Source organism: Sanguibacter sp. A247 (genome assembly GCF_052324925.1).
GTDB lineage: Bacteria > Actinomycetota > Actinomycetes > Actinomycetales > Cellulomonadaceae > Flavimobilis.
Genome location: NZ_JBQPRE010000001.1, coordinates 594,373 through 612,292, shown reverse-complemented (window position 1 = coordinate 612,292; position 17,920 = coordinate 594,373). Strand labels below are relative to the sequence as shown.

Below are 17,920 nucleotides of genomic sequence, written 5' to 3'. Positions count from 1 at the left end.
CCTGACGGACCTCTCGAGGAGCACACACATGTCACACGCGCGCCCGACGCTCACCGACGTGGCCCGGGTCGCCGGCGTGTCAGTCTCGACCGCCTCCCTCGCGTTCTCCTCGTCAGGACCCATCGCCGACGCCACCCGCGCACGCGTGCTCGACGCCGCAGCAGAGCTCGGCTACGGCGGACCGAACCCCGCCGGTCGCCAGTTGCGCTCGGGACGCTACGACATCGTCGGAGTCGTCATCGGCGACAAGCTCAAGCGGTCCTTCCGCGATCCCGTCTCGATCCAGGTTCTCGACGGCCTCACGTCGTCGCTCGGCGACGCCGACCTCGGGGTTCTTCTCGTCCCGGGCGTGGACTCCGCCGTCGACGGCGAGGTCATCGTCGACCCGCTCCTCATGAGCGCCGGCATGGACGTCGCCGTCCTCATCTGGGGCACGCACACGGACGACCCCCGCGTCGAGACGTTGCGCAGACGGGGCGTGCCGATCGTCGTCGGCGAAGGCAACGAGGTGGACGGCGCCTCGCTCGTCGAGATCGACGACCACGCCGGCATGCTGGCCGCCGTGCGCCACCTCACCGACCTCGGCCACGAACGCTTCGTCACCATCACACTGCCCTTCCGCATGGGACGGCACTCCGGATGGGTCACGGACGCCCGGCGCGAGCTCGTCGACTGGACCCCGACGCGGCACCGCCTCGACGCGGTCCTCGACTCCGGGGTCGACCTCCTCGGCATCTACGAGACCGAGGCGTCGCTCGTCGAGAACGGCAAGGAGGCCATGCGTGCGATCCTGCGCCGCTTCCCCGACCGCGCCACGGGGCCGACGGCCGTCGTGGCACAGTCCGACCTGCTCGCAGCCGGAGCCGTTCTCGCGCTGCGCGAGGCCGGGCTGCGTGTTCCCGAGGACGTCTCGGTCGCAGGCTTCGACGGCCTCGACCTGCCATGGTTCAGCGGGCAGCTGACGACCGTCGTCCAGCCGCTCGAGGACAAGGGCCGCGCGATGGGCGATGCGGTCCGCAGGCTTCTGGCCGACGGCACCGTGACGCGGACGACGATGCCGGTCGAGCTTCGCGTCGGGACGACCACGGGGCCCGTGGCACGCACCTGACGCGCTCGCTGCCCCGCTCGGTCAGACGGGTGCGTCCCCAGACGTCGCCTCGGCCAGGCGGACGACGGCCTGCGCCTTCGCGAGGATGCGGGCACCGCCCACGAGGACGGTGAGGTCGACCCGCGCCGTGCCGGCGGCGACGTCGAGCGCACCGATCGCCCCCGAGACCTCGACCGTGGCGACGCCCGGGTCAGGAACCGTGATGGGGCGCGCAAAGCGTGTCTGGTAGTCGATGACTCGGCCCGGGTCGCCCGCCCATTCGGTGACGACCGTGACGGCGAGACCCATCGTGAGCATGCCGTGCGCGATGACGCCTGGAAGCCCGACCTCGGTCGCGACACGCTCATTCCAGTGGATGGCGTTGAAGTCACCGCTCGCGCCCGCGTAGCGGACGAGGTGCGCCCGATCGACCTCGATCGTGCGTGTTCCGATGACCTGGCCGACCTCGAGGTCGGCGAGCTGCGGGGCGCTCATGCGCCGGGCCCGCGAACGGCGAGGGTCGAGCGCACCGTCGCGACGTGGTCGGTGAGCGCGTCGTCCCCGAACAGCTCGCAGCGCGTCGTCACCATCGACAACCCTGCCCGCTCGGTGATCGAGTCGACGTGCAGCACCGTCGTGATCTCGTCGCCCGCGACGAGGGGCCGCGTGTGCGTGAAACGCTCGTCGGCGTGGACGACACGGCTGAAGTCGATCGCGGCCTCAGGGTCCTCGATGAGCTGGGCCTCGGCAGCCTGGGCGATGATGACGGCGAACGTCGGAGGTGCCACTAGGTCCACATAGCCAGCAGCCCGTGCTGCCACGAGATCGTGGTGCACGGGCTGGGTCGCGGCCGTAGCCGCTGCAAACTCCCGGACCTTCTCACGGCCCACCGTGTAGGGGGCCGTAGGCGCGTACCGACGGCCGGCGTAGGTCGCGTTCATCGCCATGGGATGTCCAGGAAGTTGCGGTGCTGAACGATGTCAGCGGGTCTCGCGGTGCGCCGTGTGCTTGCCGCAGCGCGGGCAGAACTTCGCCAGCTCAAGACGGTCAGGGTTGTTGCGGCGGTTCTTCTTCGTGATGTAGTTGCGCTCCTTGCAGTCCACGCAAGCGAGCGTGATCTTCGGGCGAACGTCAGAGGACTTGCTAGCCACGGTCTTGCCACCTCTCGCACCCGAAGGCGCTTGTCTGATGCTCGGCGCACCGCCGGCCGGCGCGCTGAAGGTCGTTCTTGGTAGCGGAGGCGGGGCTCGAACCCGCGACCTCACGATTATGAGTCGTGCGCTCTGACCAGCTGAGCTACCCCGCCTCGAACGATGTCGTGAGACATCACGTCGGCGAGTGACGCCGCGCGCGGGAGACATCTTCCCACGCGCAAGCGTCGCGCACCAACAGAGCCCCCGATGGGAATCGGACCCATGACCTCAGTCTTACCAAGACTGCGCTCTACCACTGAGCTACGGGGGCAGCGCGAAAAACGATACCCGAGCACCCGCTCGAAACGAAATCCGCAGGTCACAGCCCATTCCTCAGGGGTATTTCGGCGTGTCTCGACCACCACACAGCAACCCGCGGGCCCGTCTGTCCGGACCCGCGGGTGTCGAGACTCACACCTCGGCGAGCGCGAGAGCGAGCAGCTGGAGAGCGCCCTCACGCGACTGCGCGGCCCCGATGAACCCGGCCTTGTGACAGAACACCGAGTCCTCGACGCCCGTGACAGCTGCGAGAGCAGCGCCGTCGAGGCCGCGCCAGGCAGCAGGGAGGTGCTTGCGCGACCCGAACTCCGAGCCCTCGGGGCGCACCGTCTGGATCGTCCACGCACCCGTCGCGCCCGGGAAGACCGTGAAGAGGAGCGCAGGCTGCGCGGTCGCGACCGAGCCATGGGGCATGAACCGATCAAGGACGACGTACCGCGGGTCGGGCGATGCCGCATACAGCCGCATGAACTCGTCCTCCGCAGCGAACGCCGTCACGTACTGCTGGCGAAGTCGCGCAAGGAGCGTCCGCGCGAGAGCCACAGCGACGTCGAACTGCCCGTCGAACGTCTCCTCGTCGCCCTGCGGGTTGAACAGGCCAAGGGTCGCGGACAGGTCGAACGGAGGCGTGCCGAAGTCCGAGACCGTGAAGAGGTCCTGGCCGTTGTCGACCGCGTCGATCGCGGTGACGAGACGACGGTCGATCTTGCCGTGGACGCGCGCGTCGCCCTCGCAGTACTCGAGGCCGTAGTGCTGCCAGAGCAGCCCGAACGCGGAGAACAGAATGCCGCTCGGGCGAGCACCCGACGTCTTCTGGTGGTGGTCGAAACGGAGCGTCTCGGTGTCATAGGTGCCGCCGACGTCGAGCACGACGTCAGCCTGCGCGAGCCGCTCGGGGTCCCGCGTCCGCACAACCTCTGCATCCGGGTAGAGCGTCGTCAGGAGGGCAACGCCGAAGACGTCGTCTGCATGGAACTTGCCGTTATGGGTCGCGATGATCACCGGTCCAGGCTAGGCCACCGGTCTGCCGGGAGGCACCGCCAGGCGCCGAGACGTGTGCGGCGGGGACGGAGCATCGCTGCCCGGCCCCGCCGCACGCGCAGACCGCGATCAGAAGGCTCTGATGAAGCCCGTCGTGGTCGGGTAGTGCACCGAGTCAGTGACGACCCAGATCCCACCGGAGATGACGTTCGACGGCACGAGCGCCCCCGCCGTGAAAGTGGTGCACCCGTTCGTGTAGACCGTTCCCGCGCCGTCGATGTCGTTGGGGATCAGGTTGTAGCCGTCGTCGTACGTCCGGCCATCCGAGCCGATGAACTCGACGTCGAGGTCCACCCACGTCACAGACGAGCCAGAGCCGTAGAAGCACCCGAAGACGTCCACGAGGACGTAGTCCCACCCTGCCGGAGGAACGTCGTTGAACATGTTCTCCTCAAGGACCTCGTCCGTACCGACACGGCTCGCTCCCACAGTGAGGACTCCCCACTCGTCGAGGAACACGGGCGCTGCGGGAGCCGCGGGATCGGCATACGTCGAGTCGACGAAGACGTCCGCCGCCGACGACACGGCCGAGCCCAACCCGTTGGTCACCACCGCACGGAACTCCTCACCGTTCCTCGCGGTGCGCGCGACGAACGCATAGGTCGCGCTCGTCGCGCCGGGGACGTCCGCCCACGGCTGCTCGTCGTCGGCCCGGTGCTGCCACCGGAACCGGAGGTCAGAACCCGTCGCACCGACCGTGAGCGAGACACGCGCACCCGCCGTCACCTGCACCGAGCGGGGCTGGGTGGTGATGCGAGGTGCGGCCGGAACCGCAAGCCTCACGGTGCGCGAGACGACACTCCCCGCAGCGTTCTTCACGACGACCCGGTACGACGCACCGTGCAGGGAGGTCGCCGCCGTCACAGCGAGGACCCGAGACTGCCCGACCACCGTCCACGCGGACGCACCCACGGCCCGCCTCTGCCACGAGTACGTCAGGTTGCGCCCGCTTGCCACCACTCGGAACGTCGCCTTCACGCCCTGCGCGGCAGTGGCGTTCCCCGGCTGCGCCGTGATCCGCGGCCGGCTGACCACCGTGAGCTTCACCGTCCTCGACGTCGCCTTGCTGCGACCCCGAGTGACGACGACGCGGTAGCGGGTGCCGTCGGCCGACGCGCGGGCCTTGACCTTGAGCGTGCTCCGCGTCGCCTTCTTCACGGTCTTCCACGACCGCGCCCCAGGAGCCTTCGACTGCCACCTGTAGGCGAGCCTCGATCCCTTGGCTTTGACGCGGAACGTCGCCGTGCGTCCGGCCACAGCCGTCACCGAGCGAGGCTGCGTCGAGATCCGCACCTTCGCCCTGGCGGCCCCTGCGACGGCGCCGACCGAGGGCGCGTCCGGCGCCGCGACTGCGACACCGACCCCTCCCAGCGATACGCCGAACGCCACGACAACCGCGAGCACCGCGCGGCGCCACTGACTTCCCCTGTGATTCATGCCAATCCCCTTTGCTTCCCTGAGGTGCCGCTCGTGCGACTCGTCGAAAGTCGCACGAGCCACCGACATTCCTGCAGGTCCTTCGGCCCGCCCGGCCGCCGACGCCACTGAGGAACGACGAACGCCGCCGGCCCACGAGGACCGACGGCGTCCGACGCCCACACCCGAGGCCGCGACCTCGCTACCCGAGCAGCTCGCGGACGTCGGCTGCGCTCAGCCCCGCACCACCCGCGGCACCACCGTCAAGGACCGAGGAGAACAGCGCAGACTTGCCCTCCTTGAGTCGCATGACCTTCTCCTCGATCGTGTCGGAGGCCACCATGCGGTAGACCATGACCTGCTTCGTCTGCCCGATGCGGTGCGCGCGGTCGACCGCCTGCGCCTCCGCCGCGGGGTTCCACCAGGGGTCGAGCAAGATGCAGTAGTCCGCCGCCGTGAGGTTGAGACCAAATCCGCCGGCCTTGAGCGAGATGAGGAAGACCTGCGTCTGACCCGACGTGAACGCGTCGATCTGCTCCTGACGCCTGCGCGTGCGGCCATCGAGATAGGAGTGCGCGACCCCCAGCGACTCGAGCCCCGTACGCACCTTCCCGAGGAACTGCGTGAACTGGCTGAAGATCAGCACCGAGTGTCCCTCAGCAAGGATGTCCTCGAGCATCTCGAAGAGCACCTCGAGCTTCGACGACGGGACGGGCCGTGAGACCCCGCCCGGAGGCGCACCCGCACCCGGCTCGTCGGCCCCCACGAGCGAGACGTCAAGCGCCGCCTGACGCAGAACCGTGAGCGAACGCAGAACCTCGAAGCGGTGCCCGTCGAGGTTCTCGACGAGCCCGAGGACGCGGGCGCGCTCGCGCGCGAGCAGCCGGTCATAGACAGCCCGGTGCCGCGGCACGAGCTCTACCTCGAGCACCTGCTCGACCTTGTCCGGGAGATCGGCCGCAACCGACTCCTTGGTCCGGCGGACCATGAACGGCGCCACTCGACGCCGCAGCAGCGCGAGCCGCTCCGTGTCGCTGTCACGCTCGATGGGCTTCTGATAGAACTCGGCGAAACGTCCCGGGTGCCCGAGCAGACCCGGGCACACGATCGAGAGGATCGACCACAGCTCCATGAGGTTGTTCTCGAGCGGTGTGCCCGTGAGCGCAATCTTCGTCGGAGCATCGATCTCACGCACCGCCCGGTACCCGACCGACTTGTGGTTCTTGACGAACTGCGCCTCGTCAAGGACGAGCGCCGACCACGTGTGCGCACCGAACGCCTCGGTGTCCAGGCGCAGCACCGCATAGGACGTCACGACGATCTCAGCCCCGCGGATCTCGTCGGCCAGCGGCGTACCCCGACCCGACGTCGTGCGCGCGACCACCGCGCTCCGCAGGTCCGTGAACCGCGCAATCTCAGCAGCCCAGTTGCCGACGACCGACGTGGGGGCGACCACGAGAATGGGCGCCGGCCGCTCGCCGTCGGCCGCACGCTCCCGCAGCTGGTGCAAAGCGAACGCGAGCGCCTGGACCGTCTTGCCCAGGCCCATGTCGTCAGCAAGCACGCCGCCGAGGCCGTGCTCCGCAAGGAAGCACAACCAGTCGACGCCGTCCTGCTGATACGGACGCAGCTCGGCCCGCAACCCCGGCGGAGGCCCGACGGGCTCGGGCCGCGCACCGTCCGCGAGCGCGGCGAGCGAGGCCCGCCACGCGGTCGCCTGGACGCCGTCGACGTCAAGGCCCTCGAGATCGTCGAACAGGCCCGCCTGGTAGCGCGAGACGCGCAGCCCACCGCCACGCGTGTCTTGCATGGCCCGCGCCTCGGTGATGAGCTCACGCAGCCGCTCGAAGCGCGGATCATCCAGGGAGAAGTACGTGCCGTCGTCGAGCAGCAGGAACTCGTCACCCGCCGCAATCGCACGGAAGACCTGCTCGTACGGGACGCTGCGCCCACCGACCTCGACCGTGACAGCCAGGTCGAACCAGTCGCGCTCGCCGTCGCGCGCCGTCGTCGCAAGCGCGACACGGACGTCGTCCTCGAGGTGGTAGGTGATCGTCTGGCCGTGCTCGTCGACGAGGAAGCCGTCGATCTCGTCGGCGAGCTCCCGCATGCGGGGCACCTCGGCGGTGAGGAGGCGAGCGGCCTCGATACCCCGGACGACGCGCGCGCCCACCGGGCCCGCCTCAGGATCGCGCGCGAGGTCCCCGCCCGCAGCGTCGTGCGCCCGCAGCGCTGCATCGAGCGCTGCGACGTGCGGTCGGACACGCGCGAGGACGTCACGCTCGGCCTCTCGGTCGCGCAGCGGGCTACGCGACGGAGTGCCGAGCGGGACCGTCAACGCGGGAACTGCAGGGCCTTCGGACGCGAGTCCGGGCGCGAGATAGCGCCACTCCCAACGCATCACGACCTCGTGGCCGCCGCGATGCTCGACGTCGCACACGAGCGTCGGCGCCGGGGCCTCGGGCAGGTCGACGCCCGCCGCGCGCACCTCGTCGACGCGGCCGCGCAAGCCCGGGAGCACCCGACCGAGGAAGAGGGGGACGTCCGCGGACGGGACGACAAGCGGCTCGGGCCGGTTGAGCAGGTCACGCACGGTTGCGTCGAGCGCGCGCGTGAACCCGGCGAGGCGCAGCGAGTCGTCGCGCGCCGGCCGTTCCTCACCCGTCCGGGCGAGGACTCCGCCCGCGGGCATGCCGAGCGGCAGGTGGTGCGTGTGTGCTCCCCAGCCGCCCTCGGGCTCGAGCGTCACGCGCACACGCAGCGAGCCGCCCCGCGCACGCGCCAGGTGGAGGACGACGAGAGCCGGCTGGTCGTCGAACGGGACGGCCGTGCGGTCGGGGTGGACGAACGGGACGCCAAGGATGTACGCGTCGCGCAACGCGGCCCACAGTGCGGGGCCTGGAAGGGAGTCGAGGTAGACGCCCATCGCCGACGAGTGCCGGGCGTCAGTCTCGCCGAGCGCTCCGAGCGCGCGCAGCGCGGCGAGCTGCGGTGTCGGCAGCGCGACGGGTGGGAAGCCGTGGCGGAAGTCGGCCCACGACACTCCTTGGCGCACCCACGCGCCCGTTCGGCCGCGGACGAGGGGACGCAGGGTGACGGACTCGGCCGCGCGGTCGTCGCGGCGCGGTGAGGCGATGACCTCGACCATGAGCGCGACCTCGGCGGAGACCTCGGGAGCGACCACGGGCTCCTCCCCCATGGGCATCGCGTCGATCCCCGCGTCGGCGAGCATGCCCTCGAACGTGCGCTGCCACTCCGGGGTCCGGGCGTAGTCGGTCGCGCGCCGGGGTGCCGGGCGCGTGGCTGCAGCCGGGGTGGGCTGCGGCACGCCAGCTGCGTTCTGCTCACGCTCGACGAGCGCGAGGAGCGTCGCGGCGACGTGCTTGCAGCTGAGCCGGACGGGGCACGTGCAGCGCCCCAGCGTGGGGCGCGCCTCGCCGTCCGCGGAGCTGAGCGTCACGGTGACGACGTAGTTCTCGTGACGGCTCCCGGTGACGTGGCCGACGACCTTCGAGCCGTTTCGCGCGACGGACACGACACGCTCTGCCTCGAGCACCTGCTCACCGCGCGAATAGACGGTGCGCCCGACGAATCTCGAGACGTGTGCGCGGGTGAGCATCCGACCATTGTCCCACCGTCCGTGCCGACGCGTGCACGCACCTCATGCTCAGGCGGCCGGGGCGACCCGCACGAGAAACGACGTGACGTCGGCCAGCATCTCGGGACTGACGCCGTGACCGAGGCCCTCATAGAGATGTTCGGTGACGTTGACGTGCGCGCGGAGCCACGCGGTGGTGCGCTCGACGGTCGCCGACGTGATGATGGCGTCAGCGTCGCCGCGCGCGTAGAGCACGGGCGTCGTCGCGAGAGCGCCGTCGCCGGGCAGCTCGGCTGCGAGCGTGAACCCAGCGAGGACGACACCGGCCGGGAAGGCGCCGGGCCGGTGGCGCATCAGCTGGGTAACCATGAGGCCGCCCTGGGAGAAGCCGACGGGGACGACGGTGCGTCCCGGGAGCTCGGCGTCGATCCAGGCGAGAAGTGCCTCGGTCGCCTGGGTGACAGTCGCGGGGTCGGGCAGGCCGGGCTCCGCGAGAGGGAACCAGGCGTACGCAGTGGGACCGATCTGGAGAGGTGCCTGCACGGAGACGACCTCGTGCCCCGCGGGGAGGTGCGGGGCGAGGCCGGCGAGGTCGCGTTCGTGCGAGCCGTACCCATGGAGGAGCAGCAGGACCGGGGCGCCGGGTGACGCCGGTCGTGAGTGGGGGCCGCTCGTGGTGCGGACGGCAGTCGTGAGGCGCATGAGGCTCCTTCGTCAGTTGTATCTACAACTATACACCCGCGCCGCCGCCCCACCCCGGGCACGTCGAGCGTCATGCCCCCCGCGGCCCCCGACCGCGCACCAGCCCCTCGAACGGGCCACCCTCGCCCGCGACCTCCTCGCCCGCCCCGTCATCCTTGTCTTCGTCCTCGTCCCCGCTCTCAGCGTGACCGTCACCGCCGTCCCGCGACGCCTTCGACGGCGCGACGGACGACGGCACAACAAGGCTCGGCGACGGCTCGGGCCGCTCGTCCCCGCACCCGGCGAGCACGAGCACCCCCGCGCACGCGGACAGTGCCATGACGCACGCGACAGCGTGCCGACGGAGCGGACGGGCACCGGACGCACGGGAAGGAACACACGTCTCGTGAAGGTTCATCTGCATGCCGCCATCCAGCCACGGGGGGCACCCGGGCGCACCCGCGCCACGACATCTGTGGACAACCCCGCTGTGGACAGCCCACACGACCGTCCTCAGCCCCTGTCGCCCGAGGCGACGACGTGCCACTGTGGTCACACGATCGCAGCGAAGGGACTCCCATGACCACGCACGACCTCCTCATCGTCGACGCGCTCGCGGACGACGCCGTCGACCGGATCGCCCGCGCCTATGGCGAACGGGCCAGGGCGCGCGACCTCGACGCCTTCTGCGCGCTCTACGACCGTGACGTCACGATCTTCGACACGTTCGCCGAACAGCCGATCATCGGCCTCGACTCCTGGCGCGCCCAGGTCACCCAGTGGTTCGGCGGCGTCGCCGAGTCCGACACGAACGTCGCCGACGTCACCGACCTCGTCGTCATCGGCGACGGCGTGCACGCCGCAGCCCATGCCCTCGTCCGCTACGCCGTCGTCGAGCCCGACGGCTCCGAGCGCTACGGCATGACGAACCGGCTCTCATGGATCGTGCGGCGCGACGACCGCGACGTGTGGCGGATCGTGCACGAGCACACCTCGGTCGCGGTCGACGAAGCGACGGGCATGGCGCACCGAGGCTAGCCCTGAGCAGCGGGCGGACGCGGCCCGACGCCGCGGCCGCACGCAGAGTGTCGGTGGTCCCTGGCACACTCCTCGCATGCAGATCCTCGACGAGACCCTCGTTCTCAGCGCAAGCGACGTCACGCTCGGCGCGACGTGCGAGCTCGCGCTCCTGGACCTGCTCGATCGTCGGCTGGGGCGCACCTCGCTCCTCACGGATCCGCTGCGCACCGACCCCGACGCCATGCTCATGCGCGCCGCGGCTCTGGGCGAGGCACACGAACGCCGGTTCCTCGCGCAGGTCCGCGCGGACCACGGGGCACACGACCCGGTGACGGGGCGCGGCGTCGTCGAGCTCCCCGGCACTCCCGGGCGCACCGTGTCAGAGCTCCTCGCGCGGCGCGAGGACTCGTTCGCGGCGCTCGCGGGCGGCGCTGACGCCGTCTATCAGGCAGAGATGTTCGACGGCTCGTTCTCGGGACGCGCCGACTTCCTCCTCGCATCGCCCGAGGGCTGGGTGGTCATCGACACCAAGCTCGCCCGCCGCGCGAAAGTCACCGCGATCCTCCAGCTCGCCGCATACGCTCACGCGCTCACCCGGGCAGGAGCGCACGTGGCACCCGAGGCCGTGCTCGTGCTGGGCGACGGAACCCAGTCGCGGCACCGCACGGACGACATCGTCCCCGTCTACCTGCAGCGGCGCGCACGCGTCGAGTCGCTCCTTGCCGAGCACCGTGCGCGCAAGACCGCAGCGTCATGGAGCCTTCCGGGGCTCGCGCGGTGCGGCACCTGCGAGGTCTGCGAGCAGTGGATCGCACATGACCGCGACCTGCTCCTCGTGGCAGGGCTGAGGCCCTCCCAGCGGGCTCGGCTGGTCGCGGCGGGCCTGACGACGATCGACGAGCTCGCCGCGTCGGAGGCTCCGGTCACAGGGCTCTCTGCGCACGCGCTCGAGACGTTGCGCGCGCAGGCTCGCCTTCAGGTACGGCAGACCCCACCCGACGGGCCCGCACCGCTCCTGCCCGACGGCCGCCCCGACGTCGCCGCCGAGGTCTTCGACCCATCAGTCCTCGGCCAGCTTCCGCCGCGGTCGGCGGGCGACCTCTTCTTCGACTTCGAGGGCGACCCGCTGTGGGTCGGCGAGGAGCCCGACGACTGGGGTCTGGAGTACCTGTGGGGCATGGTTGCCGAGCCCACGTCCGACGACGAGGCGCCGCCGTTCACGGCCCTGTGGGCGCACGACCGCGCGAGCGAGAAGACGACGCTCCTCACGTTCCTCGAGCTCGTCACCGCGCGTCGGCTGCAGTTCCCCACCATGCACGTCTACCACTACGCGCCGTACGAGCCTGCGGCACTCAAGCGTCTGGCGGGCCGCCACGGCGTGGGCGAGGATCTGCTCGACGACCTTCTGCGCGCGGGCGTCTTCGTCGACCTGTACGCCACCGTGCGCGGCGCGATCCGCATCTCTCAGTCGTCGTACTCGATCAAGAAGCTCGAGCCGCTCTACTCGCCGGGCGGTCGCGAGGGCGTGACGAACGCGGCCGACTCGATCGCCGAGTACGCCGAGGCCTGCGCCCTGCGCGACGCGGGTCACCTCGAGGCGTATGCCCGGCGGCTCGAGGCGATCGCGGAGTACAACACCGACGACTGCATCTCGACCCGCGACCTGCGCCTGTGGCTCGACGAGCGCGCTGCCGAGCACGGCGTCGTGCCGTCAGGCGGTGCGGTGACCGCGACCGACGGGGCCGAGCCCCCCGAGGTCTCACCCGAGGCCCGGCACCTCGCCGAGGTCGAGGACGCGCTGCTCCGCACGGCAGGTGAGGACCCCGCCCACCGCCCGCCCGACGCCCAGGCGCTCGCAATGCTCGCGGCCGCGCTCAAGTACCACCGCCGCGAGGTGCGGCCCGCCTGGTGGGAGCACTTCGACCGGCTCCTCACCCCGATCGACGAGTGGACGTCACGCGCGGTCGTCCGGCCCGGCTCGTACGACGGGGTGCCCGCCGTCATGCCGGAGCCCTGGGTGCCGCCCGAGGGCACGAAACGGACCTCGACGCGCCAGGTCGTGCTGCGTGCCGAGCTCGAGCCCGGCTCGGACGTCCGGCCCGGCGCCTCGATGTGGGCCGTCTACCCGCCCGGCGTCGACGACTCGTTCGGCACGGCGGGCGACGGCACGCTCACGTGGCACAGCAAGGTCACCGTCGACGACGTCGAGACGCACGGCACGATCTCGACGCTCACCGTCACCGAGAGGACCAAGTCCGGCGTCAGCGGCTGGGCCGCGGCTCCCCTCGCGCTCGTGCCCGTGGTCATCGACCTCGGCAAGCAGCCCGCGGCCGCGATCCTCCGGCTCGCCGACCGCGTCGTCGCGGGCCTCGGGGACGCCGTGGGCACCCCGGCGCTCCCCCGCCTCGCGATGCTCGACCTCCTTCGACGCATTCCTCCGCGGCTGCGCGCGGACGCTCACTTTCCCACGGCAGCGGAACGCGAGGCCGATCTCATCGGTGCGCTCACGCGCACCGTGCTCGCGCTCGACGACTCCTACCTCGCCGTCCAAGGCCCTCCCGGAACCGGCAAGACCTACACCGGCTCACGCGTCATCGCCAAGCTCGTCGCGGCCGGCTGGACGATCGCCGTCGTCGCCCAGTCCCACGCAGTCGTCGAGAACATGCTCGCGGGCATCGTCGCAGCCGGTGTCGACCGAGCGGACGTCGGCAAGAAGAATGCGCAGGGCGACACCGACGACCACCCGTGGACGAGGCTCACGGACTCGGCCTCCGGCTCGATCGAGGCGTTCCTCGCCGACCACGCGGGGCGGGGCTGCGTCGTCGGCGGGACCACCTGGACCTTCTGCGCCCCCAAGAACGCTCCCGCGGACGGCTACGACCTGCTCGTCGTCGACGAAGCCGGTCAGTTCGCCCTCGCCAACACGCTCGCCGTCGCGGGTGCAGCACGCAACGTCATGCTGCTCGGCGACCCCCAGCAGCTCCCCCAAGTCACACAGGGCACCCACCCCGAACCCGTCGACACCTCGGCCCTCGGCTGGCTCATGAACGGGCATGCAACGCTGCCCGAGCACCTCGGCTTCTTCCTCGCCGAGTCGTGGCGCATGCACCCGGCCCTCTGCGAGCCGGTCTCCCGGCTGTCGTACGAACGTCGCCTGCACTCACGGCCCGGCGTCCCCGAGCACCGCAGCCTCGTGGGGACCCACCCCGGAATCACCGTCGTCGAGATCGACCACGCGGGACGCACGACGGCAAGCCCCGAAGAGGCCGCCGCGGTCGTCGACGTCGTACGCAGCGTCGTCGGAGCGACCTGGATCCCTGGCAAGGATCAACCCGGCCGCCTCGCAACCGACGCGGACGTCATCGTCGTCGCGGCGTACAACGCTCACGTCCAGCTGGTCCGCGACGCCCTCGACACGGCGGGCTTCGCAGGGACGCGCGTCGGCACCGTCGATCGCTTCCAAGGGCAAGAAGCACCCGTCGCGATCGTCTCGTTCGCGACCTCGAGCGCGGACGACGCCGCGCGCGGCATGACCTTCCTGCTCGACCGGCACCGCGTCAACGTGGCAGTCTCACGCGCGCAGCACCACGCGGTCATCGTGAGGTCCACGCGCCTCACCGAGCACCTCCCGACCTCCCCCGCCGCGCTCGCCGACCTCGGTGCATTCATCGGCCTGACCGCCCCCATCGCACCGGCTGCGAGCCCGCGCCCCAGCTAGCACCGTCGGCGCTGTTTTCACGCCAACCCCCGGGTGTCCAGGACCAAAGTCCGGCACCCACCAGCGCAAACACTCCTTAGTGTGAAGGCGTAGCGACCTTGCCCCCCTCAGGGCCGCTACAAGCGTCGTTCACGACGACCCTGGACGCGTGCGGCGCCCGGCTGCCCTCCCCTCGGCGGTCAGCGGCACCGCACGCTGTCCGGCGCCCACGGCGCGAGCGCCAGATGATGCCGACACCGCGCACCGTACGACTCCGCCCCGCCCACGAACTCAGCGCGTGCCTCCTCGACGCGCCCGCCCACGCTCTGCGCATCGGACACCGTCGCCTCGGAGGCCTCCCTGGCAGGGGGCGCCACGGTCACCCGCTCGTGGAAGGCAGCGTCGGCACCACACACGCCGCACACCGCAGTCAGCCGCGTCACACGCTCCGCGAGCGCGCACAAGCTCGGCAGCGGCTCAAACGGCCGCGACTCGAACGTCACGTCGAGGCCCGCCACCAGCACGACGATCCCCCGGCCGGCAAGCCGCTGAACGACGTCGACAAGTCCCAGCCCGAAGAACTGCGCCTCGTCGATCGCGACGACGTCGAGCCCTCGCGCCTCGCACACAGAGCGCACGTGCTCCTCGATCTCGTACGCCTCGCTCGCCATCACCGCGGGGACCGCGAGGCCCGAGTGGGACGAGACCGTGCCGCGCCCCCTCCGGTCATCGACCGCATGGCTGATGACCTCGACGGTCAGCCCCGCGAGGACTGCGCGCCGCACGCGACGCAGCAGCTCCTCGGACTTGCCGGCGAACATCGGGCCACACACGACCTCGACATGGCCCGGAACCTGCGGGGTGCGCGGCCTCGACGTCGTCGTCATGGTGCCCATCCAAGCACCGCGGGACTCAGCCGAGCTCGACCGGAAGGCTCGGGTCGGCGGTCCACTCGGACAAGGAGCCGTCGTAGACGGCGACCTCGGTCCCGTCGGCGACGAACGCAGCGAACGCCGGCAGGGTCGCAGCGATCCCGCCGCCGCAGTACGTCACCGCGCGGCGCGCACCGAGGACGCCCTGCGCCTCGAGGCGTTCGGCAAGGTCACCCGTGGCAAGGAACCGGCCCGTCGACTGGTCGAGAAGGGTGTAGAGCGGCAGGTTGCGGCTGCCGGGGATGCGGCCGCGACGCGCGTAGGGGCTGAGCTCCTGGGTTCCCGCGAACGTCTCGGGGTCGAGGGCGTTGACGATGACGTCGGCCGTCGACCCGTCCGCGTCACCGTCGCCTGCGACGGCACGGGTGACCTCAGCCTTGGTCGCGACGAGCTCGGGACGCAGCCGCGCGGTGAACGTCGCGGAAGCGACAGGTGCGGCAGGACCGGACTCGACGGGCAGGCCCGCGGCCTTCCAGGCGCCGAGGCCCCCGTCGAGCACAGAGACAGCGTCGTGCCCGAAGACGCGCAGGAGCCACCACACGCGCGTCGCCCACGCGTTGCCTGCCGTGTCGTAGACGACGACGTGGGTGTCGTCGCCGATGCCGAGGGCTCCCGCGGCAGCGGCGAAGGCGTCGGGCGACGGAAGCGTGAAGGCGTGCTCCCCGGCGGGGTCGGAGAGGTCACCGGCGACGTCGACGAATCCTGCCCCGGGGATGTGCTCGGACTCGAACTGCTCGAGGCCCGCGACGGTCGAGTACGGCGCGGCCTCGACCGTCGTACGGAGGAAGGTGGTCGCGTCGAAGACGCGCACGTCACCGCCTGCCGACAGGAGGTCGTCAAGCTCGGACGGGGTGAGGAGCGGCGCGACGGAGGTCATGAGAGGTCCCTTCAACGACTGTGCGGACACCTCCCACGGTAGGCCGTCTTCGCGGGTCGGCCCACTGGCGCACACGACCGCGGCGTCTGGAGCGGCGCTTCCCGGAGGACGTCAGAGGTCGAGCCGTCCCGCACCTACGTCGGCAGGGACTCCCGTCACGGACTCGACGACGCTGACGACCTCGGCGCCAAACTTGTCGAGCTTGCTCGCCCCGACCCCGGTCACTCCCCCGAGAGCATCGAGGCTCGTGGGCCGGACCCGCGCGACCTCGCGCAGGGTCGCGTCGTGGAACACGACGTACGCGGGCACCCCCAGCTCCTTCGCGGTCGCGGCCCGCCACGTCCGCAACTGCTCGAAGAGCTCGGTCGCAGCGGCGTCGAGCCCCTCGACTGCGGAGGCAGCCCGCTTGCCTCGCGCTCCGGTCGACCCCCGACGCCCCGCACGGGGTTCCTCGTGCCGCATGAACACGGTCCGCTCACCCGTGAGGACGCCCGCGGACAGCGGGGTGAGCTCGAGCGTCGAGTACCCGCGGGCGTCGACGCCGAGGAGACCCTGCGCGAGGAGCTGGCGCACGACCCCACGCCACTCGGCCTCGGAGACGTCGGCGCCGATCCCGTACGTCGACAGCGTCGAGTGACCGAGCTCGAGCACGCGCGGCGACTCCTTGCCCCGGAGGATGTCGATGACGTGGCCGGCGCCGAAGTGCTGGCCACGCTCACGCTCGAGGCGCACGACCGTCGAGAGCAGCTTCTGCGCGGCGATCGTCCCGTCCCACGTGCGCGGCGGTTCGAGGCACGTGTCGCAGTTCCCGCACGGCTCGGACTCCTCGCCGAAGTAGCCGAGGAGCTGGACGCGGCGGCAGCCGACGGTCTCGCACAGCGCGAGCATCGCGTCGAGGTGCGTGGAGAGCTGCCGGCGGTGCGCGGCGTCACCCTCGGAGGAGTCGATCATGCGTCGCTGCTGGACGACGTCGGCAAGCCCGTACGCGAGCCACGCGGTTGCGGGCGCACCGTCACGTCCGGCACGCCCCGTCTCCTGGTAGTAGCCCTCGACGGACTTCGGAAGGTCGAGGTGCGCGACGAACCGCACGTCGGGCTTGTCGATCCCCATGCCGAACGCGATCGTCGCGACCATGACGAGCCCGTCCTCGCGCAGGAACCTCGACTGGTTCGCGGCCCGCACCGAGGCGTCGAGGCCCGCGTGGTACGGGAGCGCGGGGATCCCTCGCTCGACGAGGTACGCGGCAGTCTGTTCGACCGACGCACGCGAGAGGCAGTAGACGATGCCCGCGTCGCCCGCGTGCTCGCTCACGAGGAGGTCGACGAGCTGGGCGCGCGGGTTGTCCTTGCTGACGATCCGGTAGCGGATGTTGGGGCGGTCAAAGCTCGCGACGAAGTGCCGGGCCGACGTGAGCTCGAGGCGCTCAGCGATCTCGGTGCGTGTCGCGGACGTTGCGGTCGCAGTGAGTGCGATGCGCGGGACGTCCGGCCACTTCTCATGGAGCACGGACAGGCGCAGGTAGTCGGGCCTGAAGTCGTGGCCCCACTGCGAGACGCAGTGCGCCTCGTCGATCGCGAAGAGCGAGAGCTGCGCGCGACCCAGGAGGTCGAGCGTCGCCGGAACGCCAAGCCGCTCCGGGGCGAGGTAGAGAAGGTCGAGCGTCCCGTCGAGGAGCGACCGCTCGACCTCGGCCCGCTGGGCGGGCGACTGCGTCGAGTTGAGGAACCCCGCGCGGACCCCGACGGCCGCGAGCGCATCGACCTGGTCCTGCATGAGGGCGATGAGCGGCGAGACGACGACGCCCGTGCCGTCCCGCACGAGCGCGGGCACCTGGTAGCACAGTGACTTGCCGCCGCCCGTCGGCATGAGGACGAGCGCGTCGTCACCGCCGACGAGCGTGTCGATGATCGCGGCCTGGTCGCCGCGGAAGGCGTCGTAGCCCCAGACCCGACGCAGGACGTCGAGCGGGCTGGTGGCGTCAGAGGTCGTCGCTGTCACGTGGCCACTGTAGGTGCGGACGAGCGCGCGCGGGCGTCGTCCACACGAAGACGGAGGCGGGGGGGGGGGGGGGGGGGGGGGGGGGGGGGGGGGGAGGGGGG

General features: G+C 71.2%; 14 protein-coding genes and 2 tRNA genes. 3 read left to right on the top strand and 13 right to left on the bottom strand.

What is annotated here, in order from left to right:
- Positions 1 to 28 precede the first annotated feature (28 nt).
- Positions 29 to 1,108 (top strand): LacI family DNA-binding transcriptional regulator, encoded by a 1,080-nt coding sequence (locus ACTVCO_RS02700; RefSeq protein WP_443726838.1) that lies wholly within the window; start codon positions 29 to 31, stop codon positions 1,106 to 1,108.
- Positions 1,109 to 1,129: 21 nt separating this feature from the next.
- Here ACTVCO_RS02700 and ACTVCO_RS02695 read toward each other — a convergent pair whose 3' ends face one another.
- The 10 genes from ACTVCO_RS02695 to ACTVCO_RS02650 all read right to left on the bottom strand — a co-directional run bounded on the left by ACTVCO_RS02695 (position 1,130) and on the right by ACTVCO_RS02650 (position 9,635).
- The gene (locus ACTVCO_RS02695) at positions 1,130 to 1,582 is read right to left on the bottom strand and encodes a MaoC/PaaZ C-terminal domain-containing protein (protein ID WP_443726837.1); all 453 of its coding nucleotides are present in this window, start codon (positions 1,580 to 1,582) and stop codon (positions 1,130 to 1,132) included.
- Positions 1,579 to 2,034 (bottom strand): FAS1-like dehydratase domain-containing protein, encoded by a 456-nt coding sequence (locus ACTVCO_RS02690; protein WP_443726836.1) that lies wholly within the window; start codon positions 2,032 to 2,034, stop codon positions 1,579 to 1,581. The genes ACTVCO_RS02695 and ACTVCO_RS02690 overlap by 4 nt, the downstream gene beginning before the upstream one ends.
- Before the next feature lie 33 nt (positions 2,035 to 2,067).
- Positions 2,068 to 2,238 (bottom strand): 50S ribosomal protein L33, encoded by a 171-nt coding sequence (gene rpmG, locus ACTVCO_RS02685; protein ID WP_100421710.1) that lies wholly within the window; start codon positions 2,236 to 2,238, stop codon positions 2,068 to 2,070.
- 78 nt (positions 2,239 to 2,316) lie between these two features.
- Positions 2,317 to 2,393 (bottom strand) — tRNA-Met (locus tag ACTVCO_RS02680).
- An 86-nt stretch (positions 2,394 to 2,479) separates the two neighbouring features.
- A tRNA-Thr gene (locus ACTVCO_RS02675) sits at positions 2,480 to 2,551 on the bottom strand.
- Positions 2,552 to 2,691: 140 nt separating this feature from the next.
- A complete protein-coding gene (locus tag ACTVCO_RS02670) occupies positions 2,692 to 3,561 on the bottom strand; it encodes an MYG1 family protein (RefSeq protein ID WP_443726835.1) in 870 nt (289 codons plus the stop codon).
- Between the two features lie 108 nt (positions 3,562 to 3,669).
- Complete coding sequence (locus ACTVCO_RS02665; protein ID WP_443726834.1) at positions 3,670 to 5,037, bottom strand: hypothetical protein; 1,368 nt, start codon at positions 5,035 to 5,037, stop codon at positions 3,670 to 3,672.
- 181 nt (positions 5,038 to 5,218) lie between these two features.
- Positions 5,219 to 8,635: a DEAD/DEAH box helicase gene (locus ACTVCO_RS02660; protein ID WP_443726833.1), complete on the bottom strand. Its 3,417-nt coding sequence runs from the start codon at positions 8,633 to 8,635 to the stop codon at positions 5,219 to 5,221.
- Positions 8,636 to 8,683: 48 nt separating this feature from the next.
- The gene (locus tag ACTVCO_RS02655) at positions 8,684 to 9,316 is read right to left on the bottom strand and encodes an alpha/beta hydrolase (protein ID WP_443726832.1); all 633 of its coding nucleotides are present in this window, start codon (positions 9,314 to 9,316) and stop codon (positions 8,684 to 8,686) included.
- 70 nt (positions 9,317 to 9,386) lie between these two features.
- On the bottom strand, positions 9,387 to 9,635 hold the full coding sequence (locus tag ACTVCO_RS02650; protein WP_443726831.1) for a hypothetical protein: 249 nt from the start codon (positions 9,633 to 9,635) through the stop codon (positions 9,387 to 9,389).
- A gap of 239 nt (positions 9,636 to 9,874) precedes the next feature.
- Here ACTVCO_RS02650 and ACTVCO_RS02645 point away from each other — a divergent pair, with 239 nt between their 5' ends.
- Together ACTVCO_RS02645 and ACTVCO_RS02640 are read left to right on the top strand one after the other, a co-directional pair.
- A complete protein-coding gene (locus ACTVCO_RS02645) occupies positions 9,875 to 10,333 on the top strand; it encodes a YybH family protein (protein WP_443726830.1) in 459 nt (152 codons plus the stop codon).
- A gap of 76 nt (positions 10,334 to 10,409) precedes the next feature.
- Positions 10,410 to 14,033, top strand: coding sequence for a TM0106 family RecB-like putative nuclease (locus ACTVCO_RS02640; RefSeq protein ID WP_443726829.1), 3,624 nt, complete (start codon positions 10,410 to 10,412; stop codon positions 14,031 to 14,033).
- A gap of 179 nt (positions 14,034 to 14,212) precedes the next feature.
- On the opposite strand, the gene ACTVCO_RS02635 is transcribed toward ACTVCO_RS02640, so the two are convergent.
- The 3 genes from ACTVCO_RS02635 to recQ all read right to left on the bottom strand — a co-directional run bounded on the left by ACTVCO_RS02635 (position 14,213) and on the right by recQ (position 17,819).
- On the bottom strand, positions 14,213 to 14,899 hold the full coding sequence (locus ACTVCO_RS02635) for a thymidine kinase (protein ID WP_443726828.1): 687 nt from the start codon (positions 14,897 to 14,899) through the stop codon (positions 14,213 to 14,215).
- A 25-nt stretch (positions 14,900 to 14,924) separates the two neighbouring features.
- Positions 14,925 to 15,821, bottom strand: coding sequence for a sulfurtransferase (locus tag ACTVCO_RS02630; RefSeq protein ID WP_443726827.1), 897 nt, complete (start codon positions 15,819 to 15,821; stop codon positions 14,925 to 14,927).
- A gap of 111 nt (positions 15,822 to 15,932) precedes the next feature.
- Positions 15,933 to 17,819, bottom strand: a complete 1,887-nt coding sequence (recQ, locus tag ACTVCO_RS02625) for a DNA helicase RecQ (RefSeq protein WP_443726826.1) — start codon at positions 17,817 to 17,819, stop codon at positions 15,933 to 15,935.
- Positions 17,820 to 17,920: the final 101 nt, after the last annotated feature.